The sequence below is a fragment of the Pseudomonas sp. MYb2 genome, from assembly GCF_002979955.1.
GTDB lineage: Bacteria > Pseudomonadota > Gammaproteobacteria > Pseudomonadales > Pseudomonadaceae > Aquipseudomonas.
Genome location: NZ_PCQC01000008.1, coordinates 141,743 through 163,070 on the forward strand (window position 1 = coordinate 141,743; position 21,328 = coordinate 163,070).

Genomic DNA, 21,328 nt, shown 5'->3' on the forward strand with positions numbered 1-21,328 from the left:
GCCGTGAAAGAAATCACCCAGTTGGCTGCTGAACTTGGCCGACGCCTGCAAGTGCTCAACGCCCACGTCACCACGGCCGAGTCCTGCACCGGCGGCGGGATTGCCGAAGCCATTACGCGGATCCCGGGCAGTTCAGCGTGGTTCGAGGCTGGCTATGTGACCTACTCCAACCGGCAGAAAACCCAGCAGTTGAATGTGCCGGCCGGGTTGTTCGAGACGGTGGGCGCGGTCAGTGTCGAGGTGGTCGAGGCGATGGTGCGGGGCGCCCAGGACAAAAGCCTGGCGCGATTTGCCGTGGCGGTCAGCGGTGTAGCAGGGCCGGACGGTGGCTCGCCGAACAAACCGGTCGGCACTGTTTGGCTGGCCTGGGGTGTTGGCGAGACCGTGACCAGTGAGGTTCAACACTTCCCCGGCAACCGCGATGAAGTCCGCCGACAAACGGTGAAGGCCGCGCTAGAGGGGCTCCTGCGACTAGCGGCACGAGAAATCGAAAATCAGGGGTAGGCGATCCGCGAACGCTGTGGAATAATACTGGCTACTTATACAGGTGTTGGCCGTCAGGCCTTATTGATTACGTGAGGACTTTAATGGACGACAACAAGAAGAAAGCCTTGGCTGCGGCCCTGGGTCAGATCGAACGTCAATTCGGCAAGGGTGCCGTGATGCGTATGGGCGATCAGGACCGTCAGGCGATCCCGGCTATCTCCACTGGCTCTCTGGGTCTGGACATCGCGCTCGGCATTGGCGGCCTGCCAAAAGGCCGTATCGTTGAAATCTACGGTCCGGAATCTTCCGGTAAAACCACACTGACCTTGTCCGTGATCGCCCAGGCGCAAAAAGCCGGCGCGACCTGCGCATTCGTCGACGCCGAACACGCCCTCGACCCTGAGTACGCCGGCAAGCTGGGCGTCAACGTCGACGACCTGCTGGTGTCCCAGCCGGACACTGGCGAACAGGCCCTGGAAATCACCGACATGCTGGTGCGTTCCAACGCGGTTGACGTGATCATCGTCGACTCCGTGGCAGCCCTGGTACCGAAGGCTGAAATCGAAGGCGAAATGGGTGACATGCACGTGGGCCTGCAAGCCCGTCTGATGTCCCAGGCGCTGCGTAAAATCACCGGTAACATCAAGAACGCCAACTGCCTGGTGATCTTCATCAACCAGATCCGTATGAAGATCGGTGTGATGTTCGGTAGCCCGGAAACCACCACCGGTGGTAACGCGCTGAAGTTCTACGCCTCGGTTCGTCTCGACATCCGCCGTACCGGCGCGGTGAAGGAAGGCGACGAAGTGGTCGGCAGCGAAACCCGCGTCAAGGTTGTGAAGAACAAGGTCGCTTCGCCGTTCCGTCAGGCCGAGTTCCAGATTCTTTACGGCAAGGGTATCTACCTCAATGGCGAGATGATCGACCTGGGTGTGCTGCACGGTTTCGTCGAGAAATCCGGCGCCTGGTATGCTTACGAAGGCACCAAGATCGGTCAGGGCAAGGCCAACTCGGCCAAGTTCCTGGCGGACAACCCGGAAATCGCCGCGAAGCTCGAGAAGCAACTGCGTGACAAGCTGCTGACTCCTGCAGTGATCGACTCCAAGGCTTCTGCAGTCAAAGAGACTGAAGATGACCTGGCCGACGCTGACATCTGATTGCAGCGATGACCACCGCCGTACTCGATACCCTCGTCGCTGTGCGGCGAACCGCCATGGACCTGCTCGCACGCCGCGAGCACGGTCGAGTCGAGCTGACGCGCAAATTGCGTCAGCGCGGCGCCGAGGCGGAGATGATCGAAACAGCCCTCGACCGTTTGACGGAGGAGGGGCTGCTTTCCGAAGCCCGTTACCTTGAAAGCTTTGTTTCCTATCGTGCCCGTTCCGGCTATGGCCCTCTACGGATTCGTGAGGAGCTGAGCCAGCGCGGTTTGCAGCGTGCCGATATCGAACTCGCCCTGCGCGAAAGCGGTATCAGTTGGCAGGAGCAACTTCAGGACACCTGGCGCAGGAAGTTCTCCGGACATTTACCGATTGATGCAAAAGAACGGGCCAAGCAAGGCCGGTTTCTGGCGTATCGAGGGTTTTCGATGGAGATGATCAACCGCTTGTTCAGCGGTCGAGGCATGGACGATTAATCCGATTCAATAAAAACGGCCCGCTATGAAAATAGCGGGCCGTTTTTTTTTTGCCCTCAAATAACCTTTGATGGTTCGCGTGAGCGTTGCGCTGTTTGCGGTTTGGAATCAGCCCAGTTTTCCGGCAGGTTGATGTAATCGATCAGTTCCCGCAGACGCCCGTGGGTGCGCGCGTTGAAGGCGAAGGCCAGTCGCGCCAGATGACTGAACTGCGCTTCATCGTGTTCCTCGCCGGCGTAGGCGTGCTGATGAAACTGGTCACTCAGGCACAGATCGGCAAACGCTTCCTGCATGTGCGCCAGCGCCTGATCGCTGAGCTTGTGATGCATGCGGATCACGAATTGGCGCTTGAGCCAGCGGCTGGAGTGGAAGTTACTGTAGAACTGATTGATCTGCTCGACCGCCTCTTCGACGCTGTAAACCAGGCGCATCAATTTCATGTCGGTGGGCAGGATGTAACGGTTGTCCTCCAGTTGCTGACGAATGAAGTCCATCGCGCCTTGCCAGAATGTGCCGCCCGGCGCATCCAGTAACACCACCGGCACCAGCGGACTCTTGCCAGTCTGAATCAGCGTCAACACTTCCAGTGCTTCATCCAGGGTGCCGAACCCTCCGGGGCATAACACCAGCGCATCGGCTTCTTTGACGAAGAACAATTTGCGCGTGAAGAAGAAGTGGAAAGGCAACAGATTGCCGGTGCCGTCGACGGTCGGGTTGGCATGCTGCTCGAAGGGCAGGGTGATATTGAACCCGAGGCTGTGATCGCGACCGGCACCTTCATGGGCGGCTGCCATGATGCCGCCCCCGGCACCGGTGATGACCATCATGTCCGAACGGGTCAACGCCGCGCCGAGTTCTCGGGCCATGGCATACAGTGGATGTTCGACTGGCGTTCGCGCCGAGCCGAATACGGTGACTTTGCGTCGGCCCTTGAATTGCTCCAGCACCCGAAACGCTTGCTCCAGTTCGCGCAGGGCTTGCAGGGTGATCTTGGCGTTCCAGCGGTTGTGATCTTCCTGCGCCATGCGCAGCACGGTCAGGATCATGTCGCGGTAGATGGGAAGGTTGGGGCTGTTGGGGGAAACCCGGCTGAGTTGTTCTTCGACCTGAGTAATGAGGTCGGGACCGTTTTCCTGAAAATGACGACTCAAGAGGTCATTCGGTTGGTAAGGCATTCAACGTCTCCTTCTGCACAGAGCGGGATGGCCCTGACGAGCGGCGTCAGTGCCGCGCTGCAAAAAAACACACACGATCGGCAGTTCCTTTCCTGCCGTTTAAAAATGATCGGGAATACTCTGAATCTAGACCCTTGCGAAGGTTTGCGCTGACTCGATCATTGCGCCGCAACGTTCTGGCTGGCAACCGTTTATTGTTTTTCAGCCGATGCCGTCACCGCTCGTCCGAACGTGCGCCGAGCGGCAATCCCTCTGATTAACTAACTTACAGGCGCCGTACGACAACTTTGCGTCAACGACCGTACGCAAGGTGCACGCTATTCAAGGATTTGCGGGTGGCAAGGAGGCGGGACACATGGCCAGAGTGATTCTGGAGATCGATACGCAGCTGTATCGAATGTTGAAGGCATCAGCCGAGACCCATCAGATCAGTCTCGAAGAGGAGTGCTGCCGGCGCTTGGCCGGCGGCGAGCGCCGTTCGCACTATCTACAGGCCTTGCTGGCCGAACTGCGCGCCGAGGATGAACAGCGGCGCGCCAATTCGCGATGATTACTTCTTCTTCGCCGGACCGGCTTTCGGGCAATCCGATTCCTGGTAGCTGGCGGAGCCGATCGCTTTGTTGGTTTTCACTTCCGTGAAGTCGTAACGCATGATTGCGCCCTTGGCCATCAGCTTGCGAAACGATGGGTTGTTGCACACCGAGGCGCCCAACTGGAAATACACGGCTTTAGGGTCAGCGCGCATCTTGTCGGCGTGGCTCTTTTGCACGCTCAGGTGGTTGATCAACTGCGTGCCTTCAACGGTGAAGCCCTGATCGAGAATGTCTTCACTGATGGCGCGTGGCGTGCCGACGCTGCTCTGGGCGGCGACGTTGCGCAGCTCGCGGTTCAGATTCTGCTCACTCAGGGAGGCAGCCTGAGCGGTGAAGGACGACGCCAGCAGAATGGCAGCGGTGGGAACGATAAGGCGCAGCATGAAACTCTCCTGGTTCAGTGACTGGTGGTTCGACCAGCCACGTGACTGTGCGTTCAGTGGCGGCGAATTATAGGGGAGCCGGTCGGGAGGGTACAGGCTTGTGCCCATCGCTCTGGTAAACTGCCGGCCTTTATTGCCCTGCCGAGTGTCGTTCGTGTCGAGTTTTCCTGCTTTTCGGCGTTATCCACGATGAACCATGCGCCCAACGCCGTCGCCCGTCTGCGTGACCAGCGCGAAGATGAAGGCATCAAGCCGATTCAGGCCCGTGGCTTTCGCTCTGAGCGTTGCCGCGACTGCCGGGTGATCATCAGCCATTGCCTGTGCGCCTGGCGGCCGAGTGTCGACACTCGTTCGGGCGTGTGTCTGATCATGACCGGCAAGGAAGTGTTCAAGCCGAGCAACACCGGTTGGCTGATTGCCGACGTGGTGCGCGATAACCACGCGTTCATCTGGTCGCGTACCGAGCCCGATCCGCAGATGCTCGCGCTGCTCAATGACCCGCAGTGGCAGCCGTATCTGGTGTTTCCCGGCGAATACGTTGAACCGGCGCGAGTGACCAACACCGTCGCGATCGATAGCAGCAAACGTCCGCTGTTCATTTTGCTCGACGCAACGTGGACTGAAGCGCGGAAGATCTTCCGCAAGAGCCCGTATTTCGATCGCTTGCCGATCTTGAGCCTGCTGCCCGACAAACTCTCGCGCTACCGCTTGCGTCGTTCGACCCGCAGCGAACATCTCTGCACCGCCGAAGTGGCTGCGCTATGTCTCGAACTGGCGGGTGACAGCGACGCGGCTTCTGCGCTGGACGCCTATTTCGACGTGTTCAGCCAGCACTACCTCGGTGCCAAGCAACAACTGGACATGAATGAAGCCACCCCCGCGCACGCCGAGCTGTTGCCCTATATACGAAAGGCGCAGCCGGAGTTGGCCCAATAGTGGCCCATACTGTACAAGCCAGCGGCCGTGCTGCTTGACCACCCCGTCTTCGCTGGGCATGCTTGGCGCCGATTAGGGTGCGGCCAAGGTTTGAAACGCCGTGTTTGCTGTTGATTGGCGTTGAACGTGCCCCTGTGGATATCGCTTCAAAAGCGGCATCTTGAGTTGCTTTGGCCAGACCGGAATGCACCGTGTCTGCCATCAAAAACAGGATCATTTGAAAAATGGCCACATACGACATCCTGATTGCCGATGATCACCCCCTGTTTCGTAGCGCCCTGCATCAAGCGGTGACGCTGGGCCTTGGCCCGGATGTACGCCTGGTGGAAGTGGCGAGCATCGCCGAACTGGAAACCCGCCTGACCGAAAAGGCTGACTGGGATCTGGTCCTGCTGGACCTGAACATGCCCGGCGCTTATGGCTTTTCCGGGCTGGTGCTGCTGCGCGGACAATACCCGCAGATTCCGGTGGTGATGGTGTCGGCGCAGGAAGAAGCGTCGGTGATGGTCAAATCCCGAGAGTTCGGTGCCAGTGGCTTTATACCCAAGTCCAGCGACCTCAGCGTGATTCAGCAAGCGGTGCGCAAAGTACTCGATGGCGATGTGTTCTGGCCGCCGCAGGCGTTCGAAGCGGTTGCCGTTTCCGACGAAGCCAAAGCCGCCAGCGACGGGCTCGCCAGCCTGACACCGCAGCAGTTCCGCGTGCTGACCATGGTCTGTGAAGGCCTGCTGAACAAACAGATTGCCTATGAGCTGAGCGTGTCCGAAGCGACCATCAAGGCCCACGTCACGGCGATCTTTCGCAAGTTGAATGTGCGCACTCGCACGCAAGCGGCTTTACTGCTGCAACAACTTGAGTCAATTCCGAGCCAATAAAGGCTGGTGTCTTCACGTTTTTTTGACTTTTATTGATCTAGCTTTCCCACTCCTTTTTGGTTGGTTTCTTCCTTATGTCACCTTTCAAGGGCCAAACCGGCCTGAAACGCATCCTGAATGCCTCCGGTTATTCGCTCGACGGTCTGCGCGCCGCCTTCACCGGTGAAGCGGCGTTCCGCCAACTGGTGCTGCTCAATGTTGTGCTGATTCCGCTGACGTTCTTCCTCAATGTCAGCCGCGTTGAGCAGGCACTATTGATTGCAGTGTGCCTGCTGGCGCTGATCGTCGAGTTGTTGAACTCGGCAGTAGAGGCGGCCATCGACCGCATCTCGCTGGAACTGCATCCACTGTCGAAGAACGCCAAGGACATGGGCAGCGCCGCGCAATTCGTCGCGCTGAGCATGATCGCGCTGGTGTGGGCAGTAATTCTGCTTTAAGCGATGGTCGGCAGGACGATCTCGTCGCTGCGCTGCACCCCGGCGGTGAACGCGCGGCACAGCTCGAGAAACTCGCGCATGGCAGAGGTCTGGTACTTCTGCTTGTGCCAGATGAAGTAGAACTGCCGCGCCAGGTCCAGGTCCGGCGTTTCCACCGGCACCAGACTGCCGCGTCGGAACGCATCGCGCAGTGCCAGTCGCGAGATGCAACCAATCCCCAACCCTGATTCCACCGCGCGTTTGATCGCCTCGGTGTGTTCCAGCTCCAGACGGATATTCAGCGAGCTGCGATGGTGACGCATGGCCTGATCGAAGGTCAGCCGCGTGCCGGAACCCTGTTCACGCAGAATCCACGCCTCGTGAGTCAGCTCTTCCATGGTCGCGCTGCCGCGCTGGGCGAGCGGATGTTGCGGCGCGCAGAACACCACCAGCTCATCCTCGACCCAGCTCTGCACTTCGATGTCCGGGTGGCTGCAATCGCCTTCGATTAGACCCAGATCAATTTCGTAGTGGGCAACTTGTTGCACGATATTGGCAGTGTTTTGCACGTGCAGCTTCACTTGGCTTTCCGGGTGGCGCTGCATGAAGCTGCCGATCAGCAGGGTCGCCAGGTAATTGCCGATGGTCAGCGTCGCGCCTACCGACAGCGAGCCGAAACCGGATTTGCCGTTGAGCAGGTCTTCGATTTCCTTGGCCTGATCGAGCAGGGCCACCGCTTGTGGCAGCAGCTGTTTGCCGAGGGCGTTGAGGCTCAGCCGTTTGCCGGCACGATCGAACAGCTGGCAGCTGGACTGACGCTCCAGTTCGGTGATCGAGGTGCTGGCGGCCGACTGCGAGAGGTTGAGCAGACCCGCAGCACGGGATACGCTTTCCTGCTGGGCGACGGCGACGAAGACTTGCAGTTGACGGAGAGTAAATCGCATATCGATATAACCGATAACCCTTATCTTAATAATCCAGTTAACAGATATTGTCGTCGCTATTAGAATGCGATGCAATTGCGCACCGTCGCCTGCAAAAGCCAGCGCAGACCCAATCTCCAGGAGTCAAACGTACATGAGCAACATGAACCACGAGCGTGTCCTCAGTGTTCATCACTGGAACGACACTCTGTTCAGCTTCAAGTGCACCCGCGATCCGGGCCTGCGCTTCGAGAACGGTCAGTTCGTGATGATCGGCCTGCAACAGCCTAACGGCCGCCCGCTTATGCGCGCTTACTCGATCGCCAGCCCGAACTGGGAAGAGCATCTGGAGTTCTTCAGCATCAAGGTGCAGGACGGCCCGCTGACCTCGCAGTTGCAGCACTTGAAGGAAGGCGACGAGATCATTATCTCGAAGAAGCCTACCGGCACCCTGGTTCTGGATGACCTGAACCCGGGCAAGCATTTGTACCTGCTGAGCACCGGCACTGGCCTGGCGCCGTTCATGAGCGTGATCCAGGACCCGGAAACCTACGAGCGCTTTGAAAAAGTGATCCTGGTCCACGGTGTGCGTTACGTCAACGAAGTCGCCTACCGCGAATTCATCACCGAGCATCTGCCGCAGAACGAGTTCTTCGGCGAAGCGCTGCGTGACAAGCTGATCTACTACCCGACCGTGACCCGCGAGCCTTTCGAGAATCAGGGCCGTCTGACCGATCTGATGCGCAGCGGCAAGCTGTTCAGCGACATCGGCCTGCCACCGATCAACCCGCAGGACGACCGTGCAATGATCTGCGGCAGCCCGAGCATGCTCGACGAGACCAGCGAAGTGCTTGATAGCTTCGGCCTGAAGATCTCGGCGCGGATGCGCGAGCCGGGTGATTACCTGATCGAGCGTGCGTTTGTCGAGAAGTAAGCTGTTCAGGTGACGCAGAGCGTCTACGGATGCATTCCCACGCAGAGCGTGGGAACGATTAGCCCCCATTGCCTGACTTGGCAATGGGGGCTTTTTTATGCCCGCGACATTCACCTGTAGGAGCTGCCGCAGGCTGCGATCTTTTGATCTTGCTTTTGAAGAGCAAAATCAAAAGATCGCAGCCTGCGGCAGCTCCTACATTGGGCGCGGTTTCAGACCATGGCTGGAATGACTTCCAGCACGCGAATCTGCTCAGGCGTCGGATAATGCCAGCGCACGTCCAGATCCCAGAATTGCGCGCCATATTCGCGTTCAGGCGCCGGGGTTTGATAGGCCGGACGCGGATCCTGAGCCAGACACTGTTCAATCAGTTCAACCAAAGGCTCGTCGAGGCGCTGAGCGTGTGTATGCGCTTGTTTCAGGGCTGAGTCGGTCCACTGCACCTCAATCAGCTGTGGCGCGGCGCTGGCGATGCTGTTGGCGGCGTCGGGAATGATGTCGGCGTAGGGCACGTAGGGTTTGATGTCGAGAACCGGCGTGCCGTCGAGCAAGTCGATGCCGGAGATGAACAGGCGATTGGCTTCGACTTTGTCCAGTTTCACCACGGACTGGCCGATGCCATTAGGACGGTGTGTGGCGCGGGTGGCGAATACGCCCATGGACTTGTTGCCGCCCAGGCGTGGCGGGCGGACTTTCAAGCGTGGTTTTTCTTCCAGTGCCTGATGAAACAGGAACAGCAGCCACACATGACTGACCTGCTCCAGACCCTGCACCGCGTCACCCTGATCGAACGGTGCCACCAGTTCCAGCACGCCACGGGCGGCGGGGGCCAGTTGTGGCTGGCGGGGGATGGCGAATTTCTCCTTGAAACAGGAGCGCACGAAGCCGATGGGGGAGACGCTGTAAGTCATGGTTTGCATTCGAAGCGGGGCAGGGGTGGGCATGATAACCCGGCAGACCCTATGGCTGGTGGAGACTGGGCTGACGCCTTCGCGAGCAGGCTCACTCCTACAGGGTCATGGGTGTACACAAAATCTGTGTTCGCTGAAAATCCCTGTAGGAGTGAGCCTGCTCGCGATAGCTTCACCGCCGATATCAGAGGCTAAACCCGCCATCCAGCGGAATAATATTCCCGGTCATATAAGCCCCAGCCGTACTCGCCAGACTGATCGCCAACGCCGCCATCTCTTCCTCGCGCCCCCAACGCTTCATCGGAATCAACGCCGTATCTTCAGCCAACGCCTGCTGATCATTGCCAATATGCTGAGTCATCTTGCTCGGAAAGCGTCCCGGCGCAATCACATTGACGTTGATGTGCTGGCTCACCAGCTCCCGCGCCAGAATCCGCGACAACTGATGCAGAGCAGCCTTACTCGGTCCATAGGCATAGGCCTGCTCACCAAACGAAGAAATCCCCGCCACCGAACCGATATTGATGATCCGCGCCGGATTCGCCGCCGAGCCGGCCTTGCGTAGCAACGGCAGAAATTGCTGAATGCAGGTGAACACCGAGGTCACGTTGAGCTGCATGACCTTTTCCCAGCCCTTCACCGGGTAGCTCTCCAGCGGCGCGCCCCAGGTGGTGCCGGCATTGTTTACCAGAATATCCAGATGGGTGATCTGCTCGCCCAGGCGCGCGGCCAGTTCCTGCACACCTTCTTCGGTCGCCAGATTCGCCGCCACGCCGTGGCACGTGCCCAAGGCGCTGAGTTCTTCCGCAGTTTGATGGCAGGCTTCGGCGTCGCGCGAGCAGACGTAAACGCGCGCGCCAGCCTCGACAAAGGCTTTGGCGATCATTTTGCCGATACCACGGGTGCCGCCGGTCACCAGAGCGGTGCGGCCTTGCAGGGAGAAATACGGGTGCATGGCGAGTCCTGAAGATTGGGGATCAGTACACCCTAGTCGTCAGCCGCGCGAAGCGGAGCCATTATTTCTGGAGGGAATGAACAGTCATGCGTTGCGGTGGCGACCATCGGTCGCCACCGCGGAGGGGATCAGGCCGGACGAACGCGCAGGGTCAGGCCCTTGAGGAAATTGCGCAGCAACTGGTCACCGCACGGGCGATAGTTGGTGTGGCCGACCTTGCGGAACAGCGCGCTCAGCTCAGGCTTGGACACCGGGAACTCGGCAGCCTTGAGGATCGCGTGCATGTCGTCTTCTTTCAGTTCGAAGGCCACACGCAGCTTTTTCAGGATGATGTTGTTGGTCACCGGCACTTCGATCGGCTGCGGCGGACGGCTTTCGTCCTTGCCGCGCTTGAAGATCACCAGGCCGTCGAGGAAGTGCGCGATGACTTCGTCCGGGCAGCGCACGAAACCTTCTTCGTCTTCTTCTTTCTTGTCGAGCCAGGTCACTACGTCAGCGAGCGCGACGTCCATGCCGCCGAGCTTGATGATCTCGACAACTTTCTTGTCGCTGATGTCGAGCATGTAGCGCACGCTGCGCAATACGTCGTTATGAATCATGTGAGTAATCCTGATGCGTTGTGGGCAGCGCGCAGGCGCGCTACCGGAATGTGTGGCGGCAGTGGAAGTCTTAGAACTTCTCTTTGCCGGACAGGTAGCGCCATTGGCCGACCGGGACTTTGCCGATCGAGACGCCGCCGATGCGGATACGGCGGATGCCGACGACCTTGAGGCCGACCGCTTCGCAGAACTGCGCGATGATCCCCGGCTGCGGGTTCTTCATGGCGAAGCGCAGACGGTTTTCGTTCTGCCAGCTGGCCTTGACCGGCGGCAGTCCCTTGCCCTTGTGCGTCAGGCCGTGCTGCAGGCGATTGAGGCCGTGGGCGACCATGTCACCTTCGACTTCGACCACGTATTCCTGCTCGATCTTCGCGGCGTCGGCGGTGAGCTTGCGCAGGATTTTCCAGTCCTGGGTGAACACCAGCAGGCCGCTGGCCTTGGCTTGCAGGTCAGCGCTGGCGGTCAGGCGCAGAAAGTGGCCGCGCAGAGGGCGCTTGCTGAAACGGTGCTCTTCGCTAAGGGTTTCGGCGCTGAGCGATTGCATGGCCGTTTCGACGTCGATGCCGGCAGGGGCATTGAGCAGGATGGTCACCGGCTCCGGTGCGGTGGCCTTGGCGTCCTTGTCGAGCTCGACTTTCTGCTCGCCGACCTTGAATTGCGGCTCGTCAATCACTTCGCCGTCCACGGTGACCCAGCCGCCCTCGATGAACAGCTCGGCCTCCCGGCGGGAGCAACCGACCAGTTCGATGAGGCGTTTGGAGAGGCGAATCGGGTCAGTCATGACAGGGCCGTAACAAAAAAGGGGTGGGCATTGTACCTGTGTGGCGCCGGTTAAGCCCGGTTCCATTTCGGTAATGCTTTTTGTAGGAGTGAGCCTGCTCGCGATAGCCATCTGACATTCGACATTGATGGTGGCTGATCTGGCGCTATCGCGAGCAGGCTCACTCCTACATTGGGTTGGGTTGTGTCAGCCGTTACTGGAGCGCTGCTGGTTCTGGCGCAAGCGCATATGCAGCAACGGATACGGCTGGCCCATGCCATCGACCTCCGAGCGGCCGATCACTTCGAAACCCTGCTTGAAGTAAAAGCCCAAGGCCTGCGGGTTCTGTTCGTTGACGTCGAGTTCATCGGCGTTCAGATGCTGCATCGCGTAGTTGAGCAGTTTCTTGCCCAACCCTTGGCCGCGATGGTCAGGATCGATGAACAGCATCTCGATCTTGCCCGCCGCGACCCCGGCAAACCCGGTGATGCGCTGGTCGGCGTCCTTGGTGCAGATCAACATCACCGCATCCAGATAACGCGTGAGCACCAGATTGCGCAGCAGCTCGATGTAGCTGTCCGGCAGAAAATCATGGGTGGCGCGAACCGAGGCCTCCCAGACCCGGGTCAGTTCCTGATAATCGCTGAGTTTCGGTGTGTGGATGACCGAATGGTGACGCATGCCCGTCTGCCTCTTGTCCGTTTCAAGGGAGTCCGTCCCCCGCTAAACGATAGCCGTAAAAAAGCCCCGCATCTTGTAAAAAGAGTGGGGCTTTTTGTATTTGTTGCGGTGTCTGGCTGGATACTTCTGTCGCCAGCAAGATCTCTCCCCCTCACCCCAACCCTCTCCCCCAGAGGGGGCGAGGGGGAAGGGAGCAGATCTTCATGCTGTTCAAAACCTGAGTTCGACTCGAACGTTCAGGTCGGTGCAGCTCGCAAGAACACCTCAATCAGTCCCCTCTCCCTCTGGGAGAGGGCTAGGGTGAGGGGCTTTTGATCTTCAGATCAGATCAGATCTGTTCGGCCCACAGGTCGTATTCGTCAGCGTCAGTCACCTTGCACCAGACCTTGTCACCCGGCTTCAGATTACTGCCGTTGTCGATAAACACGTTGCCGTCGATTTCCGGGGCGTCGAAGAAGCAGCGGCCAACCGCGCCTTGCTCGTCGACTTCGTCCACCAGCACTTCGATTTCACGGCCAATGCGCATTTGCAGGCGTGCCGAGCTGATCGCTTGCTGGTGCGCCATGAAGCGATCCCAACGATCCTGCTTGACGTCGTCTGGAACAATTTCCAGATCCAGATCATTGGCCGGGGCGCCTTCAACCGGCGAGTACTGGAAGCAGCCAACGCGGTCGAGCTGGGCTTCGGTCAGCCAGTTGAGCAGGTACTGGAAGTCTTCTTCGGTCTCGCCCGGGAAGCCGACGATGAAGGTCGAACGGATGATCAGGTCCGGGCAGATTTCGCGCCAGTTCTTGATCCGCGCCAGGGTCTTGTCTTCGAACGCCGGGCGTTTCATCGACTTCAATACTTTCGGGCTGGCGTGCTGGAACGGGATGTCCAGGTACGGCAGGATCTTGCCGGCGGCCATCAGCGGGATCAGCTCGTCAACGTGTGGGTACGGGTAAACGTAGTGCAGACGCACCCAGACGCCGAGGGTGCTCAGCGCTTCACACAGTTCGGTCATGCGGGTTTTCACCGGCGCGCCGTTCCAGAAACCGGTGCGGTATTTGACATCGACGCCGTAGGCGCTGGTGTCTTGCGAGATCACCAACAGCTCTTTAACGCCGGATTTGACCAGGCGCTGAGCTTCGTCGAGCACATCACCGACCGGACGGCTGACCAGTTTGCCGCGCATCGACGGGATGATGCAGAACGAGCAGCTATGGTTGCAGCCTTCGGAAATTTTCAGGTACGCGTAGTGACGCGGGGTCAGCTTGATGCCTTGCGGCGGCACCAGGTCGATCAGCGGGTTGTGATCCTTACGCGGCGGCACGACTTCGTGCACGGCGTTGACCACTTGCTCGTACTGCTGCGGACCGGTCACGGCCAGCACGCTCGGGTGGACGTTGCGGATGTTGCCTTCTTCCACGCCCATGCAACCGGTGACGATGACCTTGCCGTTTTCCTTGATCGCTTCGCCGATCACTTCCAAAGACTCAGCCTTGGCCGAATCGATGAAACCGCAGGTGTTGACGACTACAACGTCGGCGTCCTGATAGGTGGACACCACGTCATAGCCTTCCATGCGCAGCTGGGTCAGGATGCGCTCGGAGTCGACCAGTGCTTTCGGGCAACCCAGAGATACAAAGCCAACCTTTGGATTGGCCGGCGCAGGAGTGGTGGACATGTCTAACCTCGGTATTTTGTGACATCGCTTTCTGGGTGCGAAAGCCGACGGACGGGCGCTTAGGGCGCGCCTCTGATCAAAAAGTGCGCAATTCTAGCGGCGAGCAACGCACTTGACCAGCTTTATGCAGGGAAATACGACGAGTGCTGCGCTATGCTTCGCGCCGTTGAGCTTTACCAATTTTTTACAGTCAACAAAACGTCTGTAACAACAGGTAAAACAGCGCATGCTGCACCACAAAGCATAGTGCTTCATTCAAAGAAGCCGGTTCTAAAATCAGGAGTGTTGGATGGGTCAGGCAAGTAGTCATGCGGCAGGCGCCGAGGGTTCGGCCTCCAAGCCGCTGAGCATGCTGGTCGCGGCGGTCGGGGTAGTTTACGGCGACATCGGCACGAGCCCGTTGTACACCCTCAAAGAAGTGTTTTCCGGCGGTTACGGCGTACCGGTCAACCACGACGGCGTGCTGGGCATTCTGTCGTTGATCTTCTGGTCGCTGATCTGGGTCGTGTCGATCAAATACATGATGTTCGTGCTGCGCGCCGACAACCAGGGCGAGGGCGGCATCATGGCGCTCACCGCACTGGCCCGTCGCGCGGCCGGGCATCGCAAGAAGCTGCGCTCGTTGCTGGTGGTTTGCGGACTGATCGGCGCGGCGCTGTTTTATGGCGACAGCATGATCACCCCGGCGATTTCCGTACTGTCGGCGATTGAAGGTCTGGGGCTGGCATTTGATGGCATCGACCATTGGGTCGTGCCGCTGTCGCTGGTGGTGCTGGTCGCGCTGTTTCTGATCCAGAAACACGGTACGGCGCGGATCGGCATTCTGTTCGGGCCGATCATGGTCACCTGGTTCCTCGTCCTCGGCGCCCTCGGTGTGTATGGCATCAGCCACGCGCCAGAAGTGCTGCATGCGATGAACCCGATCTGGGCGGTGAATTTCTTCGTCGTCCATCCGGGCATGGGCGTGGCGATCCTCGGCGCTGTGGTGCTGGCGCTGACCGGTGCCGAAGCGCTGTACGCCGACATGGGGCACTTTGGCCGCAAGCCGATTGCCCGTGCGTGGTTCATTCTGGTGTTGCCGGCGCTGGTACTCAATTACTTCGGTCAGGGCGCCTTGCTGCTGGAAAATCCCGAGGCGGCGCGTAACCCGTTCTATCTGCTGGCACCGAGCTGGGCATTGATTCCACTGGTCGGCTTGTCGACGCTGGCCACGGTGATTGCCTCGCAAGCGGTGATTTCCGGCGCGTTCTCCCTGACCCGTCAGGCGATCCAGCTCGGCTACATCCCGCGCATGTACATCCAGCACACCTCCAGCGACGAGCAGGGCCAGATCTATATCGGCGCGGTGAACTGGGCGCTGATGGTGGGCGTGGTGCTGCTGGTGCTGGGCTTTGAATCCTCCGGCGCACTGGCCTCGGCCTACGGCGTGGCGGTGACCGGCACCATGCTGATGACCACCATTCTGGTGTCGGCAGTGATGCTGCTGCTGTGGAAATGGCCACCGATCCTCGCGGTGCCGGTGCTGCTGGGCTTTCTGCTGGTGGACGGTCTGTATTTCGCCGCCAACGTGCCGAAGATCGTCCAGGGCGGTGCATTCCCGGTGATCGCCGGTATTGCGCTGTTCGTGCTGATGACCACCTGGAAGCGCGGCAAACAACTGCTGGTCGAACGCCTCGACGAAGGCGCATTGCCGCTGCCGATCTTTATCAGCAGCATCCGCGTGCAACCGCCGCATCGGGTGCAGGGCACAGCCGTGTTTCTCACTGCACGCTCCGACGCCGTGCCGCATGCGCTGTTGCACAACCTGCTGCATAACCAGGTGTTGCACGAGCAGGTGGTGTTGCTGACGGTGGTCTACGAAGACATCCCGCGCGTACCGCCATCGCGGCGCTTCGAGGTCGAAGCGCACGGCGAGGGTTTCTTCCGGGTGATCCTGCACTTCGGCTTCACCGATGAACCGGACGTGCCGCAGGCGCTGAAGCTGTGTCATCTGGATGATCTGGATTTCAGCCCGATGCGCACGACTTACTTCCTCAGCCGCGAAACGGTGATTGCTTCGAAACTTGAGGGGATGGCGCGTTGGCGTGAAGCGCTGTTTGCGTTCATGTTGAAGAATGCCAATGGGAATTTGCGGTTCTTCAATCTGCCGCTGAACCGGGTGATTGAGTTGGGGACGCAGGTGGAGATGTAAGCCTCACTTCAACTGAAAAGCCCCCGTCAGCCTTGTGGTTGGCGGGGGCTTTTTTGTGGGCGGCAACTTCAGATCAAAAGATCGCAGCCTTCGGCAGCTCCTACAGGTTTCGCATTCCATGTAGGAGCTGCCGAAGGCTGCGATCTTTTGATCTTGAAACCTTTACAAGCCTTCAGGTATCTCTGCTTCAGACTCGGTCTTCGTCCGCGCAGGTCGTGGCATCAAAGCCTGAATCACATCATCAATCAAAGCTTTGCCCATCACCGTCAGGTAATGCGCAGCCCAGGCATGGCGGTCGGTGTCTTTGATGAATGCCGCGTCTTCGGCGAAGGATTTGGCGAGGGACAGCAGGTCGGAGGATTGGGACAAGGCATCGATGATCGGGATGCCGGAGCGGACGTTGAAGAACGCTTGATCCGCGTTGTAGAGGAAAGGGGTGAAGCCGATGGTTTTAAGATCAGATGGATTGTTCATTGTCAGTTCCCTTGATTTCGAGAGCTGCCGCATCCGATACCAAGCGAATGGGTGGCAGCTGTGCGCAGGTTGGTAAACCGGGGAATCAAGGAAACCGGCACGCCCGAAAGCGTCCCACGCACAGCTGCCATAACACAGGGGCTCGGACGGGATTTCGCCTGAGTCGTGTCGGGTGCGCTGTTGCGCCTTATTCCACCGGGTTACCAAGCCCGATCGCTGAATGGGTCAGCGACGTCCGGAGAGTATCCCGTCAAAAAACAGCGCAATAGAGCGGCACAGCGCCCGAACACGAGTTTCGGAGTTTGCCTACAAGGTCTGTGGGCGTCATCTGATATTGCGAGACTGGAAGTAAACGATACTAAACGTCTGACACGAACTGGCGTGTGCAAATGAGCGAGGCATGTATGACGGCATCATCGGAACAAGAAAAGCAGGATGATCTCGAGAACCTTCGAATTGAAGCCGAAGCGATGGAACGATTGATCAACCTCGATCCGGCTCAAGTGATCAGCCATGACGATATGCGGGCAAGATACGCTTGCCAGGACTAACGATTATTTGAGTCCAGGGCAATTCCCCTGTGGGAGCGAGCCTGCTCGCGAAGGCGTAGTGTCAGTCGACGAATCTGTAAACTGACCCACCGCGTTCGCGAGCAGGCTCGCTCCCACAGGGGATTTTCGTGGCCGCTGGAATGTAAAAAGCCCCCGCAACTGCGAAGTTGCGGGGGCTTTTTATGGGCGTGGCTCAGATCACTCTTCGGCGACCGAGTCCTTGCTCTGGCGCTTCTCGATCAAGTCCACCAAACGCTTGGCCAGCGCCGGGTAGTTCTCGTCGAAGTGGTGGCCGCCAGGCAGTTTCACTGCCTCGCCAACGGCAGTCTTGTCGGTGCAGCCACTTTCATCGGTCTCTTCTTCACCGTAGATGCACACCACTTTGGCCGCTGGCAGCTTGGCCATTTCCGGGCCGGTCGCGGCTTCTTTGCCGGCGTTGCCCAGCCAGCCTTCAACTTCGATCTCGAAGCTGCCGGTGCGGGCGAAGGCGAGCAGGATGATGGCGTCGACGCGTTGCTGCTCGGTGTCTGGCAGACGGTTGTAGATCGCTGGCAGAACGTCAGCACCGAACGAGTAACCGGTGAGGATGAAGCGCTTGGTGCCCCATTTCTGCCGGTAGTGCTGCATCAGTTCGGTCAGGTCGAGTGCGCTTTGCTCCGGGCTCTTGTGTTGCCAGTAGTAGCGCAGGGTGTCGATGCCGACCACCGGATAGCCGATCTTGGCCATTTCACCGGCCACGTCGCGGTCGAGATCGCGCCAGCCGCCGTCGCCGGAGAGGAACAGGGTCACGGTGTCTTTGGCCTGGCCGGCCGGCACTTCAACCACCGGGATCGCCAGACCGCCGTTGGCCTTGTCGCCGCCGACGAGGATCTTGCGCAGTTCGTTGTTGAGCACTTGCGGCAGGTTGATGTCGTAGTCGCTGATGCTGGTCTCGGCGTTCGGTTGATCGCGCACGAAACCTGCGCTGGCGTCGTCCGGGTTGTCGTTCCACGCTGCCAGCCAGTGGCCGTGGGCGGCGGATTTCGGCAGCAGGTGCGTGCAGCCACCTTTTTCCAGGGCCAGATCCACGGAAATGGCTTGAGCCTTGTCGTCTTTCTGCTCCGACAACCAGCGCCAGGCGAGTACAGCGCCCGGGCCGATACCGCTGACCAGAGTGGCCGGGCCATTCAGTTCACGCAGGCCGGATTGCAGGGCGCGGCTTTGCAGCAGGCAGTCTTTCGGCAGAATCACTTGAACGATCTGCGCCGAAGCGCTGCGGCTCAGGGTGGTCAGTTGTTTTTCAGAGAGTTTCTGGTCGTCGTTGACCGCAACCAGCACTTGAGCCTTGGGCTTGGTGCCGGGAATGACGCGGGTCATGGCGGCGCCATCGGCCGGGTTGAGCTGTTCGACGGTCGGTTCTGGTGCCGGACGTTTGAGGTACCAGAAACCGCCGCCGGCAATCACGGCCAGCACAATCAGTGCGGCCAGGATGTACTTCAGGGAGCGTTGAATCATCAGCGTTTCACCAATCCAGTCAAGCCGCCCGCGATCAGGGCAGCAGTGTCGGCCAGCGCCACCAGCGGATCGAGTCCGGCGGGCACGGCCATATAACGGGGTTCCCAGTCAGGCTGGAACTTGTCTTTGAAGCGGCGCAAGCCTTGGAAGTTGTACAGCTGCTCACCACGGCGGAAAACCATCGAGCCCAGACGCTGGGTCAGCGGTGCACCACGCCGGGGTTGCAACCCCGACAACGGCACCATGCCCAGGCTGAAGCGCGCGTATCCGTGACTCTTATAGTGTTGAATCAGGCCGACCATCATGAATTCCATGGTCAGCTTGGGGGCGTCCGGGTGCGCGCGCATCAGGTCGAGACTGGCCAGGTCATGGCTATAAGTTTCGAGCAAGTTGGCGAACGCCACCGGGCGGCCTTCGAAGCGAATCACCGCGATGCGGAAATGCTTCAGGTAATCGTCGCTGAAACGGCCGAGGGAGAAGCCTTTCTCACGCACGTTCTTGCCGGTCAGCCACGCATCGGAAATCACTTTCAGCTCATCCATCGGCGCCTGACCCGGCTCATGGATTTCCAGCGACAGACCATCGCGGGTGCCACGGTTCCAGGTGTAACGCAGGTCCTTCATCTCTTTGCCCTTGGCTTCCAGGTCAAAACGAAGCAGATCGACCCGGGCTTCTTCGCCGAGTTTGATCGCGGTCAGGCCGATGTCCATGTAGTACGGCAGGTTCTCCGCGCGCACCTGGTAGAACACCGGGCGGGCGTGGTGAATATCGCAGAGGTCGCGGAATTGCCAGATCATCTCGGCGCGTTGCTGGCCGGGGCCGATTGGGTCGTACAGCGCCACCAGACTGCGACCACGGCGCGCGTACATCAGGAACGCTTCGTCGTTCTGGTGAAACAGCAGCGCCTTGTCACCGGTCAGCGCGAGGCCACCGTCGGGTTGCGACGAGGCCATCAGGATCTTCGCCGCGCGATCGAGTTCGTCAGGCGTCGGCAGGTGAATGACCGGGCGCGCGGTGCGCAGCAGCCAGGTCAGCGCGATCACCAGCAACAGCACGGCGGCGCCGAGCAGCGAGCGCAGGCCACGCGGCGCGTCAGCATCCAGGGTGAACTGCCACCACAGTTGATGGCTGTACGGTACGTCTTGATAGGCGAACAGCAGCAGCCATGTCGATGCACCGAGGACGCACAGGCTGGCCACCAGGTACAACGGCGAGAAGGGCAGTTCGGTCAGGCGACTCGGGCGATAGAACGAGCGACGGAACACACCGAGCAGCGCAGCCGTCAGTGTCATCAGCGTCGCTTCTTCCCAGTCGAAACCTTTGAGCAGCGAGAGCAGGGCGCCAACCAGCAACAGAATGGTGGTCAGCATCCACGCGGCCGACAGGCGGCGGCGCAGGCCTTGAGCGAGCATCAGGCAAAGCACGCCGATCAGGCTGGCGCCGAAGTGCGAGGCGTCGACCAGACGATGCGGGATCAGAAAGCCGATGTGCTCCAGACGTGTGTCGATCTCGGGAGTCGCGCCGGAAAACAGCAGCACCACACCGGACAGGAACACCAGCACCGCCAGAATCGGTGCCGCCAGACCGGACGCTGCACGCATGGTCTGAGTCTGAAACAGGCGCTGGCCTTCGTTGATCAGCAGGAATACGCAGGCAACCAGCAGCGGCAACACCACGTAGATCAGGCGATACAGCAGCAGCGCCGCGGCCAGTGGTGCGGCACCGAGCTTGTCAGCGAAAGCGGCCAGCAGAATCGCTTCGAAGACACCAACGCCACCCGGTACGTGGCTGAGTACGCCGGCAGCCAATGCCAGCAGATACACCAGTAGGAATGCACCAAACGGCGGCGCTTCCGGCAGCAACAGATAAAGGACGGTGGCAGCAGCGGCGACGTCGAGGGCGGTAATGATCAGTTGCAGGAACGTCAGGCGTCGACCCGGCAAGCGCAGCGTGCGACGGCCAACCCTGACCAGCAGGTTGTCGCGCAACGGTTGTTCCGGCAGGCGTCGACGGTAGATGCCGATAGCCAACACTGCGCCGAGCAACAGCACAACAGCGGCGACAGTGCCGAGCAGGCCTTCGGACAGCCCCAGCGCCTGGGAAGCCGCAGGCAGGTCACTCAGCGTCGCGAGCGCTGCCAGCGGCGGCAAGGCGCAGCCCAATGACAGGCTGGCGAACAAGGTCATGTGCGCGACTTCCGACGCCCCCAGACCCAGTCGTGCATATAAACGGTAGCGCACCGAACCGCCGGACAGCAGCGACAGACCGATCGCATTGCCAATCGCAAACGCCGTGAAGCCGCCCAGCGCCAACGTGCGTGGCGGCAAAGTCACGCCGGCATAACGGCTGGCCGACCATTCATAGCCCAGCAGAATGATGAAGCCGACCACGGTCGCGCCGAATGCACCAAGCAGGGCGGGTTTCGGCACGTCGAGAATCGAGTCGTGCAGCGCATCGAGATCAAGTTCGGCGAGCAGATGGCGGCAGGCAATCAGCGCAATGGCAAACAGCAGCAGTGTGACCGCCAGACCGATCGGTTGCCGGTATTTGCTCAACCGATCCAGCAAGCGCAGGCGCTCGGGTTTGATCGGATGTTCCGCTGTGACGGTGTCTTGTGGATCAGACGAGTTGGCGCGCATCAATCACCTCTTGGATTGTGCGCGACAGGATGGAGGTATCCAGCCAAGTT

22 protein-coding genes are annotated in these 21,328 nt (G+C 59.7%); 10 read left to right on the forward strand and 12 right to left on the reverse strand.

Annotated features, from left to right (window positions below):
• Positions 1-3 precede the first annotated feature (3 nt).
• The 3 genes from CQ009_RS16110 (at position 4) to recX (ending at position 2,122) form a co-directional block, all read left to right on the forward strand.
• Positions 4-504, forward strand: a complete 501-nt coding sequence (locus CQ009_RS16110; protein ID WP_064393122.1) for a CinA family protein — start codon at positions 4-6, stop codon at positions 502-504.
• 83 nt (positions 505-587) lie between these two features.
• Positions 588-1,643 carry a recombinase RecA gene (recA, locus tag CQ009_RS16115; protein ID WP_007908746.1) on the forward strand — a complete coding sequence of 352 codons (1,056 nt, stop codon included), beginning with the start codon at positions 588-590 and terminating at the stop codon, positions 1,641-1,643.
• 8 nt (positions 1,644-1,651) lie between these two features.
• Complete coding sequence (gene recX, locus CQ009_RS16120; RefSeq protein ID WP_008077166.1) at positions 1,652-2,122, forward strand: recombination regulator RecX; 471 nt, start codon at positions 1,652-1,654, stop codon at positions 2,120-2,122.
• Positions 2,123-2,178: 56 nt separating this feature from the next.
• On the opposite strand, the gene CQ009_RS16125 is transcribed toward recX, so the two are convergent.
• Positions 2,179-3,297: a TIGR00730 family Rossman fold protein gene (locus tag CQ009_RS16125; protein WP_064393121.1), complete on the reverse strand. Its 1,119-nt coding sequence runs from the start codon at positions 3,295-3,297 to the stop codon at positions 2,179-2,181.
• Between the two features lie 355 nt (positions 3,298-3,652).
• Between CQ009_RS16125 and CQ009_RS16130 the strand changes: the two genes are divergently transcribed.
• Positions 3,653-3,847, forward strand: coding sequence for a hypothetical protein (locus CQ009_RS16130; protein ID WP_105707415.1), 195 nt, complete (start codon positions 3,653-3,655; stop codon positions 3,845-3,847).
• Here the strand turns inward: CQ009_RS16130 and CQ009_RS16135 are convergent, their stop codons facing one another.
• Positions 3,848-4,273 (reverse strand): PA3611 family quorum-sensing-regulated virulence factor, encoded by a 426-nt coding sequence (locus tag CQ009_RS16135; protein ID WP_008077172.1) that lies wholly within the window; start codon positions 4,271-4,273, stop codon positions 3,848-3,850.
• Between the two features lie 189 nt (positions 4,274-4,462).
• On the opposite strand from CQ009_RS16135, the gene CQ009_RS16140 reads away from it, so the two are divergent.
• From CQ009_RS16140 to CQ009_RS16150, 3 genes are all read left to right on the forward strand, one after another.
• The gene (locus CQ009_RS16140) at positions 4,463-5,209 is read left to right on the forward strand and encodes a tRNA-uridine aminocarboxypropyltransferase (protein WP_105707417.1); all 747 of its coding nucleotides are present in this window, start codon (positions 4,463-4,465) and stop codon (positions 5,207-5,209) included.
• A 224-nt stretch (positions 5,210-5,433) separates the two neighbouring features.
• Entirely contained in the window at positions 5,434-6,084 is a 651-nt protein-coding gene (erdR, locus tag CQ009_RS16145) for a response regulator transcription factor ErdR (protein ID WP_064393119.1), read from the forward strand.
• A 74-nt stretch (positions 6,085-6,158) separates the two neighbouring features.
• The gene (locus CQ009_RS16150) at positions 6,159-6,521 is read left to right on the forward strand and encodes a diacylglycerol kinase (RefSeq protein WP_003222276.1); all 363 of its coding nucleotides are present in this window, start codon (positions 6,159-6,161) and stop codon (positions 6,519-6,521) included.
• Here the strand turns inward: CQ009_RS16150 and CQ009_RS16155 are convergent.
• Complete coding sequence (locus CQ009_RS16155; protein ID WP_008077179.1) at positions 6,518-7,444, reverse strand: LysR family transcriptional regulator; 927 nt, start codon at positions 7,442-7,444, stop codon at positions 6,518-6,520. The genes CQ009_RS16150 and CQ009_RS16155 overlap by 4 nt on opposite strands.
• 133 nt (positions 7,445-7,577) lie before the next feature.
• On the opposite strand from CQ009_RS16155, the gene fpr reads away from it, so the two are divergent.
• Positions 7,578-8,357 carry a ferredoxin-NADP reductase gene (gene fpr, locus CQ009_RS16160; protein WP_007908723.1) on the forward strand — a complete coding sequence of 260 codons (780 nt, stop codon included), beginning with the start codon at positions 7,578-7,580 and terminating at the stop codon, positions 8,355-8,357.
• Between the two features lie 212 nt (positions 8,358-8,569).
• Here fpr and tsaA read toward each other — a convergent pair whose 3' ends face one another.
• The 6 genes from tsaA to rimO all read right to left on the reverse strand — a co-directional run bounded on the left by tsaA (position 8,570) and on the right by rimO (position 13,929).
• Entirely contained in the window at positions 8,570-9,268 is a 699-nt protein-coding gene (gene tsaA / locus CQ009_RS16170; RefSeq protein ID WP_177430966.1) for a tRNA (N6-threonylcarbamoyladenosine(37)-N6)-methyltransferase TrmO, read from the reverse strand.
• A 184-nt stretch (positions 9,269-9,452) separates the two neighbouring features.
• Positions 9,453-10,223, reverse strand: a complete 771-nt coding sequence (locus CQ009_RS16175) for an SDR family oxidoreductase (protein WP_064393115.1) — start codon at positions 10,221-10,223, stop codon at positions 9,453-9,455.
• Between the two features lie 128 nt (positions 10,224-10,351).
• A complete protein-coding gene (locus tag CQ009_RS16180; RefSeq protein ID WP_064393114.1) occupies positions 10,352-10,822 on the reverse strand; it encodes a DUF1456 family protein in 471 nt (156 codons plus the stop codon).
• Between the two features lie 70 nt (positions 10,823-10,892).
• Positions 10,893-11,603 carry an rRNA pseudouridine synthase gene (locus tag CQ009_RS16185; RefSeq protein ID WP_105707421.1) on the reverse strand — a complete coding sequence of 237 codons (711 nt, stop codon included), beginning with the start codon at positions 11,601-11,603 and terminating at the stop codon, positions 10,893-10,895.
• Between the two features lie 186 nt (positions 11,604-11,789).
• Positions 11,790-12,263: a GNAT family N-acetyltransferase gene (locus CQ009_RS16190; protein WP_105707423.1), complete on the reverse strand. Its 474-nt coding sequence runs from the start codon at positions 12,261-12,263 to the stop codon at positions 11,790-11,792.
• A 328-nt stretch (positions 12,264-12,591) separates the two neighbouring features.
• On the reverse strand, positions 12,592-13,929 hold the full coding sequence (rimO, locus tag CQ009_RS16195; protein ID WP_034154944.1) for a 30S ribosomal protein S12 methylthiotransferase RimO: 1,338 nt from the start codon (positions 13,927-13,929) through the stop codon (positions 12,592-12,594).
• A 349-nt stretch (positions 13,930-14,278) separates the two neighbouring features.
• Here rimO and CQ009_RS16200 point away from each other — a divergent pair, with 349 nt between their 5' ends.
• Complete coding sequence (locus CQ009_RS16200; protein WP_371920118.1) at positions 14,279-16,120, forward strand: potassium transporter Kup; 1,842 nt, start codon at positions 14,279-14,281, stop codon at positions 16,118-16,120.
• Positions 16,121-16,282: 162 nt separating this feature from the next.
• Here CQ009_RS16200 and CQ009_RS16205 read toward each other — a convergent pair whose 3' ends face one another.
• Positions 16,283-16,594, reverse strand: a complete 312-nt coding sequence (locus CQ009_RS16205; protein WP_177430967.1) for a DUF3077 domain-containing protein — start codon at positions 16,592-16,594, stop codon at positions 16,283-16,285.
• A 404-nt stretch (positions 16,595-16,998) separates the two neighbouring features.
• Between CQ009_RS16205 and CQ009_RS30085 the strand changes: the two genes are divergently transcribed.
• The gene (locus tag CQ009_RS30085) at positions 16,999-17,145 is read left to right on the forward strand and encodes a hypothetical protein (RefSeq protein WP_177430962.1); all 147 of its coding nucleotides are present in this window, start codon (positions 16,999-17,001) and stop codon (positions 17,143-17,145) included.
• A gap of 198 nt (positions 17,146-17,343) precedes the next feature.
• Here the strand turns inward: CQ009_RS30085 and CQ009_RS16210 are convergent, their stop codons facing one another.
• Both CQ009_RS16210 and mprF read right to left on the reverse strand, forming a co-directional pair.
• Positions 17,344-18,639, reverse strand: coding sequence for a virulence factor family protein (locus CQ009_RS16210; protein ID WP_064393107.1), 1,296 nt, complete (start codon positions 18,637-18,639; stop codon positions 17,344-17,346).
• Positions 18,639-21,278 carry a bifunctional lysylphosphatidylglycerol flippase/synthetase MprF gene (mprF, locus tag CQ009_RS16215; RefSeq protein WP_064120803.1) on the reverse strand — a complete coding sequence of 880 codons (2,640 nt, stop codon included), beginning with the start codon at positions 21,276-21,278 and terminating at the stop codon, positions 18,639-18,641. The genes CQ009_RS16210 and mprF overlap by 1 nt, the downstream gene beginning before the upstream one ends.
• Between the last annotated feature and the right edge of the window lie 50 nt (positions 21,279-21,328).